Source organism: Rhodospirillum sp. A1_3_36 (genome assembly GCF_047263945.1).
GTDB lineage: Bacteria > Pseudomonadota > Alphaproteobacteria > Rhodospirillales > Rhodospirillaceae > Rhodospirillum.
The window spans coordinates 375,996-395,151 of the sequence record NZ_JBLAVB010000003.1 but is presented as its reverse complement, the minus strand read 5'-3'; the positions used below and the strand labels follow the sequence as shown (position 1 = coordinate 395,151).

13 protein-coding genes are annotated in these 19,156 nt (G+C 61.7%); 10 read left to right on the top strand and 3 right to left on the bottom strand.

The genetic code is table 11. The features are described from left to right. Positions 1-6: 6 nt before the first annotated feature. Both ACLIRY_RS09360 and ACLIRY_RS09355 read left to right on the top strand, forming a co-directional pair. Positions 7-3,909, top strand: a complete 3,903-nt coding sequence (locus tag ACLIRY_RS09360; protein WP_413205105.1) for a PAS-domain containing protein — start codon at positions 7-9, stop codon at positions 3,907-3,909. Next, the gene (locus tag ACLIRY_RS09355; protein WP_413205104.1) at positions 3,906-5,822 is read left to right on the top strand and encodes a response regulator; all 1,917 of its coding nucleotides are present in this window, start codon (positions 3,906-3,908) and stop codon (positions 5,820-5,822) included. Before ACLIRY_RS09360 ends, ACLIRY_RS09355 begins: the two co-directional genes overlap by 4 nt. Positions 5,823-5,951: 129 nt before the next feature. Here the strand turns inward: ACLIRY_RS09355 and ACLIRY_RS09350 are convergent, their stop codons facing one another. Then, positions 5,952-6,731, bottom strand: a complete 780-nt coding sequence (locus ACLIRY_RS09350) for a DUF2189 domain-containing protein (RefSeq protein ID WP_413205103.1) — start codon at positions 6,729-6,731, stop codon at positions 5,952-5,954. Positions 6,732-7,238: 507 nt separating this feature from the next. On the opposite strand from ACLIRY_RS09350, the gene ACLIRY_RS09345 reads away from it, so the two are divergent. The 5 genes from ACLIRY_RS09345 to ACLIRY_RS09325 all read left to right on the top strand — a co-directional run bounded on the left by ACLIRY_RS09345 (position 7,239) and on the right by ACLIRY_RS09325 (position 13,083). Further along, positions 7,239-7,676 carry a DUF420 domain-containing protein gene (locus tag ACLIRY_RS09345; protein WP_413205102.1) on the top strand — a complete coding sequence of 146 codons (438 nt, stop codon included), beginning with the start codon at positions 7,239-7,241 and terminating at the stop codon, positions 7,674-7,676. Continuing rightward, entirely contained in the window at positions 7,673-9,157 is a 1,485-nt protein-coding gene (locus tag ACLIRY_RS09340) for a hypothetical protein (RefSeq protein ID WP_413205101.1), read from the top strand. The genes ACLIRY_RS09345 and ACLIRY_RS09340 overlap by 4 nt, the downstream gene beginning before the upstream one ends. Further along, positions 9,136-10,017: a heme o synthase gene (gene cyoE / locus ACLIRY_RS09335; protein ID WP_413205100.1), complete on the top strand. Its 882-nt coding sequence runs from the start codon at positions 9,136-9,138 to the stop codon at positions 10,015-10,017. The genes ACLIRY_RS09340 and cyoE overlap by 22 nt, the downstream gene beginning before the upstream one ends. Position 10,018: 1 nt before the next feature. After that, on the top strand, positions 10,019-11,131 hold the full coding sequence (locus ACLIRY_RS09330; protein ID WP_413205099.1) for a COX15/CtaA family protein: 1,113 nt from the start codon (positions 10,019-10,021) through the stop codon (positions 11,129-11,131). A 92-nt stretch (positions 11,132-11,223) separates the two neighbouring features. Next, positions 11,224-13,083, top strand: coding sequence for a PAS domain S-box protein (locus ACLIRY_RS09325; RefSeq protein WP_413205098.1), 1,860 nt, complete (start codon positions 11,224-11,226; stop codon positions 13,081-13,083). Positions 13,084-13,128: 45 nt separating this feature from the next. Here ACLIRY_RS09325 and ACLIRY_RS09320 read toward each other — a convergent pair whose 3' ends face one another. After that, complete coding sequence (locus ACLIRY_RS09320) at positions 13,129-14,019, bottom strand: 50S ribosomal protein L11 methyltransferase (RefSeq protein WP_413205097.1); 891 nt, start codon at positions 14,017-14,019, stop codon at positions 13,129-13,131. Between the two features lie 251 nt (positions 14,020-14,270). Here ACLIRY_RS09320 and ACLIRY_RS09315 point away from each other — a divergent pair, with 251 nt between their 5' ends. The 3 genes from ACLIRY_RS09315 (at position 14,271) to ACLIRY_RS09305 (ending at position 17,961) form a co-directional block, all read left to right on the top strand. Next, positions 14,271-14,495 carry a hypothetical protein gene (locus tag ACLIRY_RS09315; protein ID WP_413205096.1) on the top strand — a complete coding sequence of 75 codons (225 nt, stop codon included), beginning with the start codon at positions 14,271-14,273 and terminating at the stop codon, positions 14,493-14,495. Positions 14,496-14,741: 246 nt separating this feature from the next. After that, positions 14,742-15,698 carry an ornithine cyclodeaminase family protein gene (locus tag ACLIRY_RS09310; protein WP_413205095.1) on the top strand — a complete coding sequence of 319 codons (957 nt, stop codon included), beginning with the start codon at positions 14,742-14,744 and terminating at the stop codon, positions 15,696-15,698. 613 nt (positions 15,699-16,311) lie between these two features. Then, complete coding sequence (locus tag ACLIRY_RS09305) at positions 16,312-17,961, top strand: diguanylate cyclase domain-containing protein (RefSeq protein ID WP_413205094.1); 1,650 nt, start codon at positions 16,312-16,314, stop codon at positions 17,959-17,961. A gap of 21 nt (positions 17,962-17,982) precedes the next feature. Here ACLIRY_RS09305 and ACLIRY_RS09300 read toward each other — a convergent pair whose 3' ends face one another. After that, positions 17,983-19,152 carry a M20 aminoacylase family protein gene (locus ACLIRY_RS09300; RefSeq protein ID WP_413205093.1) on the bottom strand — a complete coding sequence of 390 codons (1,170 nt, stop codon included), beginning with the start codon at positions 19,150-19,152 and terminating at the stop codon, positions 17,983-17,985. Positions 19,153-19,156: the final 4 nt, after the last annotated feature.

The following is a 19,156-nucleotide window of genomic DNA, read 5'->3' as shown; positions in this document are numbered from 1 at the left end:
AACCAGATGAAACACGCCCTCCCTCGCCTGTCACACCGGTTGTACGCGGGCCTTCTCGCACTGACCTTCGGAAGTCTCATCTTAATCGTGGTCGTGAGCGCGGACACCCTGCGCCGCCGGAGCGCAATCGAGACCACGACCATCAACGCCCACCTGGACCACGCCCTCACCCAGGAAACCAAAAACCTGGCAGTCATCGCCCGCCTTCTGGCCAAGACACCCAATGTCACCGACCGCCCCCATGAGCTCGCTGACCTGGATTTGGACGCCCTGTGGCTGGCCACTCCCTCCGGCCGCTTTTTGTGGCATCAGGTCGGGCCCGATGCCTTCGCCCTGGAGGGACTGTTCGAAACCGGTCTGTCACCGAATCGGGCGAAGCCGTCGGCAGGTTTCCGCTTGATCGACGGTCGGGTTGTCCTGCTCGCCCATGCGCTCCGATCCGATGGAACCTGGCTGGGGGTCGCCCGTTTTCTGAACTTGGCGGAGCTGCTCCGTGGCACCTTCAAGGAGCAAGATATCCGGTCAAGCATCCATACCGAAGATAGCGATGTTCACTCCGACAAGGCTATTCCCCTGAGGAACCCGGAGGGCGAGCCAATCGCCATCCTTGTCTGGTCGGACACGAACTCCATCCCCCCCCTTCAGCAATTGGCCTGGAGCCTGATTTTAGCACTGGTTTTGCTCTCTCTCTCGGCCCTGCTGGTCTGGCTCAAGCAACGGCACTACGTGACGGCCCTGGATCAGTCCGCCCGGGATTTGGCGCTCAGCGAAGCCCGCTTTCGGGATTTTGCCGAATCCGCTTCGGACTGGTTCTGGGAAACCGATGGCGAGCTGGAGTACACCTATATTTCCCCCCGCCTGGATCACCTGCCCCAGCAGGACCTCAACGCCATTCTCGGCACCTCTTTCCGCCACTTGTGCTTGCGCAATCTGGACCAGGAGGATTGGCTGGACGTCTGCACGGCCAATGTGGTTCGACACAAGGCCTTCCGCGACCTGAATGTGACAGCCACCCTGTCCAACGGCGAACGGCACCACTACCGCATCAGCGGGCGACCAGTTCACGATGAAGAGGGGATCTTCATCGGTTTCCGTGGATCGGGCGTCGATGTGTCGCGGGAATTGCAAGCCAGCGACCATATCCAGGTTATGCGAGACCTGCTCATTGACGCCGTGGGCAGCATTTCGGAAGGCTTTATCCTGTTCGATGCCGATGGCCAATTGGTCGTCGTTAACGAGCACTACCGCCACGCCTATCCTCAACTGGCCTCCCATCTGGTTCCAGGTGTGAGCTTCGAGGACATATTACGGGTCGCCGCCAAGGATGAGAATATCTGCGAGGAACAGGCCCTGCGGGGATGGCTCGACCTGCGCCTGAAGCGGCACCACCAGGGCGGCGTCACCGATTGCCGCCTTTCCGATGGCCATTGGTACCGCATCAGCGAGCACTCCACCCGGAGGGGAGGCGTGGTGAAAGTGCTGATGGATATTACCGAGTTGAAGACCAAGACCGACCGGCTGGTCAACCAAACCGCGTTACTCGAGGCCACCTTCGGCGCGATGGACCAGGGCATCGCTGTCTTTGGCCCGAACCGACGACTAAAAGCCTTTAACCCACGTCTGCCCGACCTCATGGACTACCCCAGAGACCTATGCCGGGAAGGGCGCTCCATGGCGGAGCTCTTTGACCATGACCGGGACCGGGGCGTGCAATTTGCCTCCCATGATGGCCAACGGCCCCATGACATTGTCAAAGGGGACCTGTCAGAAGGCGCACCCCGGGTCAGCGAAATCACCCTGCCCAATGGACGGATCCTGGAAAGTCGCCTCACCAGCCTGCCTGACTATGGGCTGGTGATGACCTTTTCCGATATTTCTGACCTCAAGCGGCAACAGCGGGTACTCGCCGATCTGGCAAAGTCCTCGGCCAGGGTCCCCCTGGACGAGCGGGAGGAGGAGGACGATATCCTCGTTCAGTTAAGCAAAGGTCTTGCCACGGCCTTGGAAATGGACCGGGTCATCATCGCCGAACGAAACCAGGATGCCCCTGGACTGTTGGTCCTCGCCCTGGTGACACTCGACGGTCTGGCCCTCCCCCTGTCCGGAAAAACCCTCACCGGCCCCTTGGTGGACCGTATCCTGGAAGAGGGATTGGTGATCGAAAGCCGGGATGCCGCACGTCTATACGGCGACGATCCCCTGACTGTCCTTGGCTTTGACGGTTACCCCTTGGACAGCCTCATGGCTCAAACACTCCGGGATGAAGAGGGAAAAGCCGTTGGCATTATCGCCGCAATCAGTGACCGCCCCATGGAGAATCTTGCCTGGGTCCGGGACCTCTTGCCCGTGTTCACCGCCCGGACCGAAGCCGAACTGGCCCGCCAACGGGCAGCTATCTCCGCAAGGGAAGGCGAGGCTCTCCTGCGGACCTTCGTGGAATACACCCCTGCAGCGGTGGCCATGGTGGATCGGGACATGCGCTATTTGCGGGTTAGCCGACGGTGGATCCGGGACTTTGGCCTGGAAGGGCAAACCATCATCGGTGAACATCACCAAGACATCTTCCCCGATATCCCCGAAGAGTGGCAGTGCGACTACGCCCGGACCCTGACCGGAGCGGTCATCGAACACGACGAGGTCTGTCTGGAACTGCGCGGCAAAACCGTCTGGCTGCGCCGCCAGGAACACCCCTGGTTCCGAGGTGACGGATCCGTAGGGGGCATCATGATGTTCGCCGAGGTCATCACGGACCGCAAACAGGCGGAACTCGCCTTACAACAGGCCCAAAAAATGGACGCGGTCGGGCAATTGGCCGGGGGAATCGCCCATGAGTTCAACAACATGCTCACCTCCATCGGCGGGTTCGCCCGGATGGCCGCCCGCGATCCCGCCAACACCAAACGCGTCTCCATGTGCCTGGGAGAGGTAACCAAATCTTCGGACCGGGCGGCGGCCTTGACCAGCCAATTGTTGAATTTCAGCCGCCGGACCTCGTCAGAGGACATTCTAAACGTGTCTCTGGACGACGCCCTGGCCGACCTTCGGGCCTTCCTCAAGCCAATCTTGGGGGAGCACGTCCATCTGGCACTGGAAGGCCTGGGCCAAGGCCTGACGGTCTTGGCCAATCCCGACCGACTACACCAAGCCCTGGTTAACCTGTGTATCAATGCCCGGGATGCCATGCCGATGGGGGGCACCATCACCTTGACCCTTGGCCGCGCCCCTCCTTCCCTTGCCCTGCGGCGGCGGCATGCCCATTTAGTGGATGACACCTATGCCGTGATCACCGTCGCCGATACCGGCACAGGGATCTCGGAGGACATGCTGCCCCGGGTCTTCGAGCCGTTCTTCACCACCAAGGAACAGGGGAAGGGGACAGGCCTGGGACTGCCCATGGTCTATGCCATGGCCGAACAGGCAGGGGGTGCGGTGGACGTGGAATCCACCCTGAACCTGGGAACCCGCTTTACCCTGCACCTCCCCCTTGGTACCCAGGAAAAGGACCAACCGGACATCCCGGACATTATGCCCAATGCCAAGGGGGAAGCCGTTATTCTGCTGGCTGAGGATGAGGAGTCCGTGCGGCGCTATGCCCAATTGGTCCTGGAGGACCATGGCTACACCGTCCTCGCCGCCACCAACGGTCGGGAGGCACTGGAGATTTGGCAAAGCGCCAAAGACCGGGTGAGCCTATTGATCACCGATCTGGTCATGCCCGAACTGGGAGGCCAAGAATTGGTCGAACGGGTGCTCCGGGACAGGGAGGACTTGAAGGTGATCCTCATCTCCGGCTATTCCAATCATCCCGCCTGGATGGAAGGGAAAGACAAACGGTGGCGCCGCCTCCTTGATAAACCCGTCCGTCCCGAAACCCTTCTCTCCACGGTCGAGGAGTTGCTCACGCGATGACCGAAACGTCGGCCTCCATGCAAGATCCGGTCACCGGCACCGACGCCATCCTCTGCGAACAGCCCGAAGATCTGCGAACCCCTGCGGCACGGCAGGTCATGCGCCGCATACTCGCCCCCTTTCTAAGCGAGCAGACGGCGGTCCCCATGGTGCTGCTCCATAGCCCTTCCCTTCTGGCGGCATTGAGCATCGACGATCGGCGAACCAATTGGATGGACAGAATCGCCCGCTTGCAGGCCGAGGGGCAAGACGATGGCGCCGTGGACAGTCGCCGTCGCGCGCTGCAGGCCCTTTTCCAGGTCCTGGCCAAGCAAACGAACGCGGCCACCGCCCGCCTGCCGGATCAGCCCATGAACGGCAAGACCTTCGCCATGTTGTCCAAAACGTTCGGTCCGACGCCCGACGATCAGGAGAAATGCCTGTTGGGTCTCGTTGTGGCCAAAGCAACCGGACAGCAGGAGACACTCGTCGGAAAAGCGGAAGCCGTTCTGGACATGGTCTCCGGGCAGGACGCCCCGGAGACGGCCCAAATCCTCGACCCCTTCCTGGCCGATTTTCTCCGGGACCCCCAGGTCACCCAGTCCTTCCTGGGTGATGACCAGACGTCGCGCATGGATATCCTGGGAGACTTGGTGAATCTGGCCCAAGGGACAAAAGCCCTGGCCTCCGGACGGCCGCCCCTCGCCCTCCGCCTGGATTTCGTACTGCGGGAGATGAACCTGCCCGAATGCCGGGAGGCCCTGACGGAATGCCTGCTGTCCCTCCTGCGCGACCCCACCCCCTTCGTCGCCCTTCCCGGCCCCGACGGAGAATTGAGCATCCGGGACATCTTCGATGAATTGATGGCCATCAGCCAAATCGCCGAGCGCCTGAAGGAGCAGCAAGGGCCCATCGGTGGAGCCAAGGCAATCAAACTGCTCGACAATCGGATCATCGCTTTGACCACGGGAGAGCGTCTGACCCGAATACTGGAAGACAAGGGGACGCTCGAGCGGCTGAGAACCCTCTTCCGTTTCCAGAGGTTGGGACTGGCTTCCAAATCCCGTCGGGTGCTGGGTGAGCATATCGTCGATGCCATCGAGGACCGGGATTTCCCCGGATACATCCGCGACGAGATCCCCAAAACCGACGACCAGATGATGGCCTTGGGAGAGCTGGCCGATCTCGTGTCCCAAGCGGCCTTGGGAGAGGCCACCCGCGCGCGCCTGGTCGACACCCTGGACGGGGTTCAATACCACCTGATCCGCACAGGCCATCTGTTTACCGAACTGCGCAAAGACACCATGAGGGACATCCGCGCCTATATACGGGTGCTTGAACTCGCCGCCGGAGGGGCCTTCGTACCCGGACGCTGCGACTCGGAAGCCAAAGACCTTCTAGGGCGGTATGCCCGCCATCCGGATTTCATGCGCGTCTGTCTGACCCATTTGCAAGCCGCGGGAGGCACAGGCGTCTCCATGGATGATCTGACCCACAAACTGCGCGCCGCAGGCGTGTCCTTCCGCGATGCCGGAGCGGCCCGTGTTCTGGTGGTCGATGACGAGGAAAGCGCTGCGGCCTATGTGCGCATGGTCCTGGACGACATGGGGGTTCAGAATGTGATCGTCGCTACGGATGGGCTAGATGCCATGCGCCGGATTGAAGGGCAGGAGAAGGATATCGACCTGATCATCTGCGATTGGATGATGCCCAACATGTCCGGGTTGGAGTTCCTGCAGCAGGTACGCTCCATCTCCCCCAAGGTGCCTTTCCTTATGGTCACCGCCTTGGCCACCGTTGAGACGGTGAAAAAGGCCATGGAGCACGAAGTCACCGCCTATATCGCCAAACCTTTCCCCCCCGAACAGCTGGAGGAAAAAATCCTCGTTCTGCTGAATCGGGGCCACGACCCGGCAGCCAACGGGTTGCTGTAAAACGAACCGGTCCCTCACGCCACCTGTCCAACCGGCGCCCCCCCCAACATATCCAAACCGAATAATGCCACCCTCCTCACGGACGGAAGGGTGGCATTTTCATAAATTCGGTGTCTGACCTTCAGGCGCTTACCGGGACACGAGCGCCTTATAGGCGTGCCAGGTGGCATAGCCGATCAGAGGCATGGTAAAGGCCAACCCCACGAACAGGAACAGCATACCTGTGAAGGTGATGAAGGCAATGGTGCCGCCCCAGCCAACCATGACCCTCCAGTTTGCCAAAACGGTATCGACGCTGGTTACCATGGCGGTCGTGGCGCTGACGTCCCGGTCCATGATCATGGGGAGAGAGACGGCGCTCAACGCAAAGGCCACCGTCGCCAGCACACCGCCAACCGCCGTCCCCACCATCAGAAAGGGGATGGCCTGGGGTGCGGTCAACACATGAAGGACGAAATCCTCCACCGGTGGCGGCGACCCACCAAAAAACACGGCGAAAATGCCTAAGGCCAAGACCATCCAGGACAGCATAACCAGAAGCAGAACGACCCCCACGGCAGCCAGAGGCCCGGCCTTGTCCCGACAGGCTGCCATTGCCTCGCCCAGGGAAATATAGAGGCCGCTCTCGCTTCGCCGACTCACCTCATAGAAGATCACGGCAAAAAGGGGAGCCACCAACATAAACCCGGCGGACAGGGGCAAAATCAGCGAGGCCAGCCCCGCCTTCTCCAACCCCAGGAACAGGAAAAAAGCCATGACCGTAAAGACCCCGCCATAGGCGAGGCTGATGCCCGGTTCCCGCTTGAAATCATTCAGCCCCTTATGCAGCCAAACCGCCGTGTCCTCCACCGATACAGTCTGCACCTCGGGCCGAACGACATCCGACATGAAATGAATGGTATGCGCCATGAAAAACCCTCCCTTCGTGGTTTTCGCCATCCCGGCAGATCCCACACAGCCTTCGATGGCGGACGCGTGGCTTCGATTCTTATCTGTGTTTTGCCGCGCGAATGTCCAATGATAGTACTCGGACTTTACGGAATGACAGACAACTTTTAGTGTTGCGTCGCCACAAATATGCACTTCTCTGGATCAACTTCTATATTTGTCAAAGGCTTCCATGCAGTCTTTTTGCGTTGCAAAATAAAAAGAAGAAGAGGTTAAAACAGCTCTTCCCAGACTTTCCTTCCGAATCCTTCTCTGGAAAACTCAGAAAGCGTGATTACCTACCTTTTAAATATGGTATTGCTGAAAACAGGCAAACCACCAATCTGACTCCACACCAACGAGGGAGACGTCCATGAGGGGAACGAAGAACTGGACCAAATGGCATTGGGTTACGGTGTTTGGTAGCGTGGCCCTGGGGGTGTACCTGTTCACCTTCTGGCGCGTAATCACCGGGTTCTAAGGGCGCCCATGAGCAGCGCGACTCTTCTGCCGCATGTCAACGCGGCCCTGAACGCCGTCAGCACGGTCCTGATCGTCCTGGGCTTCATCCTTATCCGCCGTGGCGCGCGGGAGGCCCACCGCAAGGTGATGCTCCTGGCCATTGGTGTCTCAGCGGTTTTCTTGGTCAGCTACCTCTTCTACCACTTCACCGCACCCATCTTCGTCTTCCCGGGCAAGGGCCCCATCCGAGCGCTCTACTACGTGCTCCTGATCACCCATGTGATCCTGGCCGCCGTGGTCACGCCCATGGTCGTCTTGACCGCCCTGCGCGCCCTGCGGGGGACCTTTGATCGACACAAGGCCCTGGCCCGCTGGACCTTGCCCATCTGGCTCTATGTGACGATCACCGGAGTGATCATCTACTGGATGCTGTATCACGCCTATCCCGGAGGGGCGGTGGGATGACCGGGCCAGGACGCGAAACGCCTCCAGATCTCGCAGCACCCGATCTCGCGGACCAGCCAAAACTCGCGGATCTGGACGACGCATGCCGGGCCGAGGCCCTGCGCTGGGCTGGGATCGGCATTGCCGCCCTGGCCGTCGCCGGGGTCCTCGCCCTGCTTCTGGCCTTGGCCCGGACTCCTGTCGTCCAGGACCTGCTCCCCTGGCCCTGGGAGAGCTTTTTTCCCAAGGCCCTGGTGTCTCACGTTGTCCTGTCGGTGGTCGTCTGGTTCCTCGCCGCCCTCGGTGTTCTCACGACCCTGGCTTCTGGGCGCCTTGGCGCCGACAGGTCATCCGGTGCCCTGCGCCACGCAACGGGGATCGCTGGAGCCGCCTGCGCCCTGCTGGTCGGACCGGCCCTGCTTGACCTGGGCGCCCCGAGCCTCAACAACTATGTGCCGGTGCTCGACACGCCACTGTATTTGGCCGGGCTGCTTCTGCTCGCCCTGGCCGTGGCCCTCCCCTGTCTCCGCCTGCTGTCCCGCCTGACTCTGCGCGCTTTGGAAGACCCTCTCGTGACGGTCTCCGCCGCTGCGGCTCTGGCCTATCTCTCCGCTCTTGTCTGCTTCGCCCTGGGGGTCTGGCTGACCGAACCGATGGCCGACCGCAAGGAAACCTACGAGTTCATGTTCTGGGGCGGCGGCCATATCCTGCAAATCGTCAATGCCCTGCTCTTGATCGGTGCCTGGGCAACCCTGGCAGGCTGGGCCGGGATGAGACCGATCCTGTCCCCGGTTCCCTTTGCCTTGGCCCTGGGCGCGCCAACCCTGGTGGCCCTGGGCGCCCCCTTCATCTACCTGTTCGCCGACCAGAACAGTGGAGCGGCCTATCGGGCGTTCACCCAACTCTATGTGATCGCCCTGGCGCCCACTTTGGCGGTCCTGGGGCTGGCCATGGCCCGGCGCGCCTGGATCGACCGGCGGCGGCTGTCCATGCGAGACCCGGCGGGTGCGGCCCTGGTGCTGTCCTTGGTCCTGTTCGGTCTAGGTGGTCTATTTGGATTTCTGCTGGGTCAGGGGGATACCCGCACCCCGGCCCATTACCACGCCGCCATCGGCGGGGTGAACCTCGCCCTTTTTGGCCTGTTCCTGGCGCTGGTCCCCCTGCTAGCCAACAAACGCGCTGGGACGAGCAAGGCCCGATGGCTGTTGCTTTGGCTCTACGGGGCGGGTCAAGGACTCCATTCCCTGGGGCTGTTCCTCGCCGGATCGGCGGGGGTGGCCCGCAAGACGGCGGGCGCGGATCAAGCCTTGGATAGCGCCTGGAAAATGGCCTCCATGGGCGTGATGGGCTTGGGAGGGCTCATCGCCGTTATCGGAGGAGTGATGTTCGTCATCCTCGCCGGACGGGACGCCTGGGGAAGCGATATAGACAAAAACCAGCGAGGCGGAAAAGCGCCCGCTTTTAGGGAGGAGACCCAGTCATGCCGTGGAGACTCTACCTGACTCTGTGCAAGCCTCGTATTGGAGTGATGATCATGCTCACGGCGGTGGTCGCCTATTTGGCCGTCGCCCCCCATGTCAGCGGTCCCCAGTTGGCCGCCTTGGCCCTGGCCATGCTTTTGGGTTCGGCCAGTTCTTCGGTCTTCAACCACTTCTGGGACCGGGATATCGACCGCCTGATGGCTCGCACCAAAAGCCGTCCCCTTGCCACTGGCGCCCTGGTTCAGACACCCGAACGGGCCCTCTGGTTCGCCGCCGTCCTGATGGTGGCTGGGGTGGGGTTGGCAGCGGCAGCCCTGAATTGGGTCGCGGCGGCCCATCTGTTCCTGGGTATTTTCTTCTATGGCATCGTCTATACCGTCTGGCTGAAACGTCGAACTTGGTGGAACATCGTCATCGGCGGTGCGGCGGGCAGTTTCGCCGTCCTCGCCGGAGCCGCTGCGGCCGATCCCTCTGTCTGGCTGCTGCCCTGGTTGATGGCCACCACCCTGTTCCTTTGGACCCCCTCGCACTTCTGGGCACTCGCCATCCTGCTGAAGGACGACTATGCCCAGGCCAAGGTGCCCATGCTGCCCTGTCTGGTAGGCGATGCCCGCTGTTCCAAGGCCATCCTGGTCAACAGCCTGCTCCTGGTGGTCTCGGTCTTCATTCCGGCGGCACTGGGGGAATTGGGGCTGATCTATACCCTTGTGGCCGGAGGATTTTCCGCTCGCTTCCTGTGGCAATCCTGGCGCCTATGCCAAGACCCAAGCCGGGATCAGGCGCGCCGGGTTTTCCTGGGCTCCATGGTCTTCCTGTCCGGCCTGTTCCTGGCCGTCCTGGCGGACCGCCACCTGCCGGGCCTGCTGGAGGGAGTCTTCTAGCATGAGAAAACGGGGGCTTCTTCGCCTCTGGTTCGCCCCCGCCCCGCCCGAAGAGGCGGAGCGGGCCGTGGGCCTTTGGCTGCTGCTTTGTGCAGGATTGGTGGGGCTGATGGTCATCATTGGCGGCCTGACCCGCCTGACCAACTCCGGCCTATCTATGGTTGAGTGGAAGCCCCTGACCGGTTTCATCCCCCCCCTGGGAGAGGCCGAATGGATGGACCTCTTCGAAAAATACAAGCAATTCCCCGAATACCAGCGGGTCAACGGCGGCATGGACCTGGAGGGGTTCAAGGGCATCTTCTGGCTGGAGTTCCTCCATCGGGTGCTGGGTCGCGTGATCGGCTTGGCCTTTGCCCTTCCCTTTCTCGCCTTCCTGGTCAGCCGACGCATCCCCTTGATATCGGCCCCGCGCTATGGGGTTCTGTTCCTTCTGGGGGGGCTGCAAGGGTTGCTGGGCTGGTACATGGTCAAAAGCGGTTTGGTCAACCGCCCCGATGTCAGTCACCTGCGCCTCGCCGCCCACATGGGGCTGGCTGTGGTCATTTTGAGCGCCCTGTTCACCCATGCCTTGGCCCACCTTTCGCCTCGCGCGCCGCTCACCAGGCGACACTCCCTTGGTGGGTTGCCCATCGCCCTGGCCCTGATTGCCGTTACCCTGACCCTGGGCGCCTTCGTCGCCGGAACGGACGCCGGGTTGATGTACAACACCTTTCCCCTGATGAACGGTCAATTGATCCCGGATGGGATCCTGACCCTGGATCCCTGGTGGTTGAACGCCGTCGAAAACATCATCACCATCCAGTTCCTGCACCGATGGATGGCCATCGTGACGGTTACGGTGGTGGTGGCGGTTGGCCTTCGTCTCCTTCGGGATGGGCCACCAGCGGCACAGATCCCGGCCCGGTTCATGATCGCTGCGGTGCTGGTTCAGGCAACCCTGGGCATAGCCACCCTGGTGCTCGTCGTGCCCATTCCCCTGGCTTCTGCCCACCAAACGGGCGCCATCGTCCTTGTTACCTTAACCCTTTGGACCGCTTGGGAATGCCACCGGCCTCCGGCACATTTCTTGGAGAAAGTCACCCCCCTATCCGAAGGATTTATGGCGAAAGACTAATTTGAACTCCCATAGCTTTGCTGTACCTTCGAGCCTTCTATGAAGAAAGAGTAAACACCGCTCGAAACATATTAAGTCTCTTGGGGGTACCGGTGACCGATACGGACGCCTGGGATCTGGTTTTTGAAAACGCCGAAATGGCAATGGCTCTCTATGACGCCTGCGGGACCCCCATAGCGGGGAACAAGGCTTTAGAGCGACTGACCGGTCTCTCTCTAAAAGAAATTATCGGTGTCTCCTCCCAACTTTTGGCGGTCCTGGATGACGGCGGAGAGCTCCATGACTTCGGTCGGTACCTTTGTGATCACTCCCCCGTTTCGGGGATTGCCACCTTGCGCCACGCCGACGGCAGAACCCTGGATGTGGTTTTCACCGCTGGGCGGAACGCACCCCACAAGTCCCGGGGGGAAACCTTTTTCGTCACCCTGGCCGATATTGCCGATGAACGCTGCCTTTCCTGCCGCATTCGCGACAGCCGGAACCGCTTCAGGGAGGCCTTGGACGAGCAACCAGAAATGCTCTGCCGCTGCCTGCCTGACACCACCATTACCTTCGTCAACGAAAGCTTCGCTGCCCTCTTCAACCGGACACCACGGGAAATGCTGGCACAGCGCCTGTCGGACCTGACCCCGCCGGAGGGGCGGGACCACCTGGAACGCCATTTGTCCAGCTTTTCCACCCACATGCCTGTTCGGGACATGCAGGGTGTTCTCCGCAGCCCTCAGGGGGAGGACATCCACCTATGGTGGCGTCGCCGCGCCCAGTTCAATACGGATGGCAGCATTGCCGCCTTCACCGCCACGGTCCGGGAAATCACCTCACAGATGGAGGCCGAACGCCGGGCCGACCTGGGGGAGGAACGCTTCCGCCAGGTCTTCGATCAATCCCCCACCGGCATGGCCCTGATCGACCACAAAGGTCGGTTTATCCAAATCAACCGGGCATTGGCCGAATTGATGCAACGGGATGCCATGGAGTTGCTCGGTGGCTTGGTCCTCGACCACATGCCTGCCGATAGCAGAGAGGAAGACCTCAGCTGGCTCCGGGATTTTCTGAGCGGAGATCGACCCGGTCTGGCGACGGAGCGACGTCTGACCGTGGGACATGGACGGACCATTTGGGTGGAGGTCTCCGGATCCTCCCTGCCTGGGGATGGTGTGGCTCCGCCCTTGTACATCTTGAACATCCAGGACATTGATCATCGGCGCCGCAAAGAAGAATACCTGCGCCGGGCGCGCGACCGGGCAGAGGCCGCAAGCGAGGCCAAGTCCCATTTCCTGCATAACATGAGCCACGAATTGCGCACGCCCCTGAACGCGATTATCGGCTTCGGCGAAGTGATCAACCAGGGACTCCCCAACATGCCCCTGGACGCCCGTTACCGGGACTATGCCCAGGACATCGTTCACAGCGGCCGCCATCTGCTGGATATCATCAACGACATCCTGGATATCGCTCGGGTGGAAACGGGGGCGTTCCCTCTGGAGATGGAGTCCCTGGACCTGACAACCCTGGTCGAGGAAAGCCTAATCCTGCTTCGGGATCGGGCCAAAGCCAAGGATCTGACCCTGGATCACACACTGCCAGTTCCCGGTTCCTCTCGGGTTCACGGCGATCGGCGGGCCATCAAACAGATTCTCATCAACCTGCTGTCCAACGCGGTGAAGTTCACCGGTCCTGGTGGGCGGATCGCCATTTCCACCGAAAGCAGAGCGGATGGGCTGTTCCTCCATGTCGTCGATACGGGAATTGGAATCGCCCCCAAAGATCTGGAGCGGATCTTCGAGCCCTTCGTGCAAGCTGATCGGGGCCTCCCCTTGAAACAGGAAGGGACGGGCCTCGGCCTTCCCCTCTGCCGCCGCTTGGCGGAAATGCATGGGGGATCCTTGACCCTCGAAAGCAGAGTGAGCCAAGGCAGTCAGTTCACCCTGTTCCTTCCCTGGCCCGCCTAATTGACCCGAGAGCGGGATTCCTTCCGGTGGAATCGGCCCCCCCCTCTACCCCAGGACCAAGGTTGACCAGGGCTCCAGATGGATGCGGCGGATCAGACGCAGGCCCTGGGCGGCATAGGCGTCCAGAACCATCCGTTCCTGCCTGTCCAACAGACCTGCCAAAACAACAACCCCGCCGGGGCTGAGCATGCGCGTCAGGGGCTTTGCCAAGCGGCGCAGGGGGCGAGCCAGGATATTGGCCAGGATCAGATCATAGGGTCCGCTCTCGCGCACCTCCCGCCCCACGGCCCCATTACCGGGGATCGCCCGGACAAAGGGCAACAGTCCATTGACCCGGGCATTGAACCGCGCAACCCGCACGGATTCCCTGTCGATATCCACCCCCAGGACCGGACAGGCCCAAGCCCGGGCCGCCGCAAGGGACAGGATCCCGGACCCGCAGCCCATGTCCAACACGTTGGAGAAGCGACGCCGTTTGGCCAAATCGCCGATCGCCATCAAACACCCCCGGGTGCTGCTGTGATCGCCCGACCCGAAGGCCGTCGCCGCGTCCACCACCAAGGGCCAGCTCCCCACCGGCGGTTGCCCCGCGTGGTGGGAGCCATGAACAAAGAACCGACCCACGCCGATGGGCGGAAAGTCCACCAGATTCTCGCGCAGCCAGTCGCGCCCTTCCACCCGGATGACACTCACCCGCGGCTCCTCGCTTTGGATCGCCGCGGCAACCAGGGACAAGGTCGCCGACAGGGTCGCCGGATCGGGCTTGTCCTCGCACAGGGCCTCGAGCTTCCAAAGATCCTTGCTCTCATCCACCTCAAAACACGTCAGGGCGACACTCATATCGTCCCAGGCCGCCTCAAGGGGCTCCACGGCGGCCCTGGGAACGGTCACTTCCACCTGCCAAAAAGCCGGAGGGGCGGAGGGGGTGCTGATCATCGGACGGTCTCCAAAGCGGATACAAAGAGCGGAAGACCCCTCCTTTAGCCCAATTTTCAGGCAAAAGCCATGGGAGTCCGCCGGGGTCGGCCCGCCGAATAATCAATACTTAAGTACCCATGTGATGGGCTCAAGTCAGAACTGCGGAATGTACGCAAGACGGCTCCAAGGAATCAGCCCTATAGTTCTGTTCTGGCATCCGCTGGGCCCCTGTAGTGTTCCAAAAACTCTGAACAAGAAGGCATACCCCAATGTCCACCCCTTGGAGTGGTGCGGACGTCGACGCGTCGGCGCCGTTCTCCCGCATCGCCCTTTCGGGGGCATCCCCCTGCATCGATCCCATTGCTCTCCAGTATCGGTCCCGCCGATTGCAATCGCAGGCCATGGCGCGGGCGCTGACCGGCCTGTTCCGCTTGATCCGACGCCTCGTTCGGGGTGCAGCCGCCCCCTCCCCCACCACCTGGGCGGCTCCCTAAAACCGAACGAGACCAGCTCGAAGGAGAAAAGAGGGTCAACCCCACACGCGTACCCCCTCTCCCACCAGGGGCGTGTGGGTCGGATTTCCCCAAGGATCCCTGACCCTTCCCTTCGGGCGACTTAGAAACGGCGTTCCTTCCCCCCGAAGGAACGCCGTTTTCCCTTTCGCTCACACCCCTCCCTCCCTTAGCATTGGATCCAATTTTCCGCTTTGCCCCGCCGATCCCATGTTCTGGAGAGAGTCCATGCGCGTGTTCGATGCCGCCACCATCCGTGACCACCTTCCCTGGCCCGCCTTGATCGACGCGCTCGCAGTGCGTTTTCGCGAGGGATGCACCTCCCCTACCCGGCACCACCACGGCATGACGATCCCCGGAGAGGCGGAGGCCAGCCTCCTTCTCATGCCTGCTTGGACCCTGGAGGCCCCCCCCACCGAGCGCCTTTGCGTTATCAAGATCGCCACGGTCTATCCCGGAAACGGTGACCGGGGGCTGCCCGCCGTTGCGGCCAGCGTGCTCGCCCTGGACGGAGCCACCGGCCAGCCCCGGGCCATCTTGGACGGGGGCGAGATCACCGTCCGCCGAACCGCTGCGGCAAGCGCCCTGGCCGCCCGTTTTCTGGCCCGACCGGACGCCAGAACCATGGTCATGGTCGGCGCGGGCCGTCTGGCCCCCAATCTAATCGAAGCCCATCTGAGCGTCCGCCCCTCCCTGGAGCGGGTGCTGCTGTGGGCCCGCACCCCAGCCAAGGCCGAAAAGCTCCGAGCCGAACTCCCCTCTGCTCTTCCTGTCACAGTAGAGGTTGCACCCGATTTGGAGACCGCCGTCCGCGAGGCGGATTTGATTTCCTGCGCCACCCTGTCCCGGGATCCGCTGGTCCTGGGGAAATGGCTTAAGCCCGGGGCGCACCTGGACCTTGTCGGGGCCTTCACGCCCCAAATGCGGGAATCCGACGACGAAGCGGTCCGCCGTTGCCGGGTCTATGTGGACACACGGGATGGCGCCCTGAGCGAAGGCGGGGATCTGGTTCAAGCCTTAACCTCCGGCGCCTTGACCCCGGAGGATGTGGCCGGAGATCTGTTCGAGCTGTGCCGGGGCCAACTTTCTGGACGCCGCTCCACAGAAGAGGTGACGCTGTTCAAGTCCGCTGGAGCGGCCCTTGAAGACCTCGCCGCCGCCCAATTGGTGCTTGAGACGGCTTAACCCTTGCACCCGGCAGGGGCATGACTCAGCGTAAAGCCCCCCGCGAGGGAAAGACAAAACAGAATACGTCTAATACCAGGGTGCGGTGAGTTTGCCTCACCGCACCTTGGAAGCGGCCAAGTGGCCGCCGCGCCTTATGGCGCGTAAAAGCCCGCCTGGCGTTTGAACGCAAAAAAAGCGGCGTGGGTTTCAACCCGCGCCGCTTGGTATAAACCTCTCCCCCCAAATGAAAAGGCATGCCCCAGGCCTGGGGTGCAACAAGGCCATGAGAACTGAGCGGTCCAACCTTCGTTCTTTCTTCTGAAAGCGCGACATCCACCTGAGTTGACTGGACCACACACCATTTTCCCTTGCTCACAACAGGACAACTCCGACGCAACACAACTTTTCCGAACAACCAAAGCAAACCGTATGCCAATATCTATGTCTGCATATTAAATATCATATATTCCATGCCTCTCATTGCGCGTATAGTCACTCTTCTAGTCAGTCTTCTAAAAGTTCTGACCAAAAGCGTCTCTCTCCGCAGAAAGGCTAGATCTCTTTGTCCGCCTGGTTCTCTCTCATTCGGCGACTTGGTTATGGCCAATTGGGACTACGCGCCCAGGTTTCCATGATTTTTGGACTGCTGATGCTGGTTCTGGCCGGTTTTTTATCCTGGTCCGTTGGCAGGGTCGCCAGTCGGGAGGTCGAGGCAGCCATTGGCGAGGAACTGGCGGAAGTTGCATTCAACATGGCGGACAAATTCGACCGGGGTATGTTCTCGCGGGGCGCAGAAATAGACCTGCTGGCAGAGATGGAGGCGCTCACCAAACCAAAAACACCTGCCCGGATCCGAGCCTTGCTCGAACGCCTTCAGGCCACGATCCCCCAGTTCACCTGGATGGGGTACCTTAGCCCGGACGGTACGGTCCTGGCTGCGACGGGCGGGGTCATCGAAGGCGTCAATATCGCCCATCGTCCGGTCTATTCCCAAGGAATCAATGGATTGTTCGTGGGCGATGTCCATGAGGCCGCTGTGTTAGCCAAAGCCCTTCCCCCCGATCCCAGTGGCGAGCCCCTGCGATTCGTCGACATCGCCAGACCCATCCACGACAAGGAAGAGGGTGTAACCGGCATCCTTGCCGCCCACCTCAGCTGGAGCTGGGCGCGGGAGATCCAGACCTCCCTGATCGGCCCCCTTCGAGATCGCCGAAAAGTGGACATGTTTATCGTGGATCGGGATAACCGGGTCATTCTCGCTCCCCTGGATAGCCCCTCAGGCGACCCCGCCCATGTTTCCCCTGAAATATTGCCCCCCAATCTGACGGGCGGCGCCGACGGCCCCCCGGAGGGGTGGAGCATCCAGGTCTGGCCCGATGGAACCCGTTATCTGACCGGCTTCGCTCGGGAGCAGGGATATAAGTCCTATGCTGGACTGGGGTGGACGGTCATTTGCCGCAGCCCCGTATCCCAGGCGCTGGCCCCCGTGAAACACCTGAGGCTTCTTACATTCAACGTTGGTATCCTGACTGCGATTGCCTTCGCCGTCCTGTCCTGGTTGGCCGCCGGTCGCATCACCCGTCCCCTGCGCAGCATCACCCGCGCCGCGAATGGACTCCGCCATGGGGCCATTGGCGCCAACCTGCCCTTCGTCGGCGGATCACGTGAGATTGAGCAACTCTCCGGCGCCCTGCGCGCCCTGGTGGATGCCCTGACCGCGACGAACAATCAACGGGCCAAAATGGAATCCATGGCCCTCAAGGACTCTCTAACCAACCTTCCCAACAGGTCGGCCCTGCGGATCCATCTGGATGGCTTATGCAGTTCGCCTCCCCAGGACAATCAAACCGTTGCCTTCCTGTACCTGGACCTGGATGGCTTCAAGCGGGTGAACGATAGCCTGGGCCATGACGCAGGGGACGGCTTATTGCGGCAATGCGCCAGCCGATTGACCGCAAGCCTCCGCGAGGGAGATCTGGCCATACGCCTGGGCGGAGATGAGTTCCTGCTGCTCGTCCACGCCACCCGGGAGACATGGCGGACCGAGGCGGAAGCCGTTGCCGCCCGGGTCATCACCGCCGTCACCGCCCCTGTGGTCCTGACCGGTGGGGTCGAGGCCCGGGTCGGCATCAGCCTGGGAATTGCGGCTTGGCCCGCCGACGGGGATTCCTTTGGCGATGTCATGCACCGGGCCGACCAGACCCTCTATGCCGTAAAGCGGGCGGGTAAGGGTCAGGCTTGGTTCTGGGAGGATTTACCCCCCCAGATGGAGACCACCTGACCTCCCCCATTCAAACAGGGCTCAGGCCAACTGGTCCTCCACCAGACGCACCCAATAACTGGCACCGACGGCCAGGATTTCATCGTTAAAATCGAAGCCCGGGTTGTGGAGCATGCAGCCTCCCAGACCGGGACCAGCCCCCAGCCGCACATAGCAACCAGGACGTGCCTGGAGCATATAGGCGAAGTCCTCCGCTCCCATAGTCGGTTGACAATCGGCGTCTACCTTCTCCTCGCCAACGACCGAAGCGGCCACGCGCATGGCGATGGCCGTTTCCTCGGCGCTGTTCACCGTGGCCGGGTAGCGGCGCTCGTAGCGCAAGCTTGCCTCGGCGCCGAAAGCCTTGGCCACCGTTTCGGTCAACTCGGCCATGCGGGCTTCCACCATGTCCTGAACATGGGTCTCAAAAGTCCGCACGGTGCCGCGCAGGACCACCTCGGACGGGATCACATTCCAGGTATCGCCCCCGTGGATCTGGGTCACGGATACCACCGCGCTGTCCAGAGGGTTCATGGAGCGCGAGGGAATGGACTGCAAGGCAGTAATCAAATGAGCGGAGGCCAAAACCTGATCCGTCCCCAGGTGAGGCATGGCCGCATGCCCTCCCTTGCCGCGCAGGGTGATTTCGAAGATATCATACCCCGCCATGACGGGGCCGACACGGCTTGCGATGTGACCGACGTCCAACCCCGGCCAGTTGTGCATCCCGTAGACGGCCTCCATGGGGAATTGGTCGAACAGGCCTTGCTCGACCATGACCCGACCGCCGCCCTCATTCTCTTCCGCAGGTTGGAAGAGGACATGCAGAGTTCCGGTGAAATCCCGATTGGCCGCCAGGTGCTTGGTTGCCCCGAGAAGCATGGCCATGTGGCCGTCATGGCCGCAAGCATGCATCTTCCCCGGCTCGGTCGAGGCATGGGGCAGGTTGGTTTCCTCGTGGATATGCAGGGCATCCATATCCGCCCGCAACCCGATGGAGCGGGTCCCGGGCCGCTTGCCCGGGATCACGCCAACAATCCCCGTGCCCGCCAGACCCCGGTGGATCTCCACGCCGAAGCTGGTCAGCAGATCCGCGACGAAATCGGCGGTATTATGTTCCTCGAAGGCGGTTTCCGGATGGGCGTGCAAATGACGACGCCAGCCCTTCATGTCTTCGGTCAGGGACGTGATTTGGGGGAGAAGGCCAGACATGCCC

Bases quoted from the DNA above. Each gene is read 5' to 3' on its own strand.
- ACLIRY_RS09360 (WP_413205105.1), top strand. From the start codon at position 7: ATGAAACACGCCCTCCCTCGCCTGTCACACCGGTTGTACGCGGGCCTT.
- ACLIRY_RS09355 (WP_413205104.1), top strand. From the start codon at position 3,906: ATGACCGAAACGTCGGCCTCCATGCAAGATCCGGTCACCGGCACCGAC.
- ACLIRY_RS09350 (WP_413205103.1), bottom strand. From the start codon at position 6,731: ATGGCGCATACCATTCATTTCATGTCGGATGTCGTTCGGCCCGAGGTG.
- ACLIRY_RS09345 (WP_413205102.1), top strand. From the start codon at position 7,239: ATGAGCAGCGCGACTCTTCTGCCGCATGTCAACGCGGCCCTGAACGCC.
- ACLIRY_RS09340 (WP_413205101.1), top strand. From the start codon at position 7,673: ATGACCGGGCCAGGACGCGAAACGCCTCCAGATCTCGCAGCACCCGAT.
- cyoE (WP_413205100.1), top strand. From the start codon at position 9,136: ATGCCGTGGAGACTCTACCTGACTCTGTGCAAGCCTCGTATTGGAGTG.
- ACLIRY_RS09330 (WP_413205099.1), top strand. From the start codon at position 10,019: ATGAGAAAACGGGGGCTTCTTCGCCTCTGGTTCGCCCCCGCCCCGCCC.
- ACLIRY_RS09320 (WP_413205097.1), bottom strand. From the start codon at position 14,019: ATGATCAGCACCCCCTCCGCCCCTCCGGCTTTTTGGCAGGTGGAAGTG.
- ACLIRY_RS09315 (WP_413205096.1), top strand. From the start codon at position 14,271: ATGTCCACCCCTTGGAGTGGTGCGGACGTCGACGCGTCGGCGCCGTTC.
- ACLIRY_RS09310 (WP_413205095.1), top strand. From the start codon at position 14,742: ATGCGCGTGTTCGATGCCGCCACCATCCGTGACCACCTTCCCTGGCCC.
- ACLIRY_RS09305 (WP_413205094.1), top strand. From the start codon at position 16,312: ATGATTTTTGGACTGCTGATGCTGGTTCTGGCCGGTTTTTTATCCTGG.
- ACLIRY_RS09300 (WP_413205093.1), bottom strand. From the start codon at position 19,152: ATGTCTGGCCTTCTCCCCCAAATCACGTCCCTGACCGAAGACATGAAG.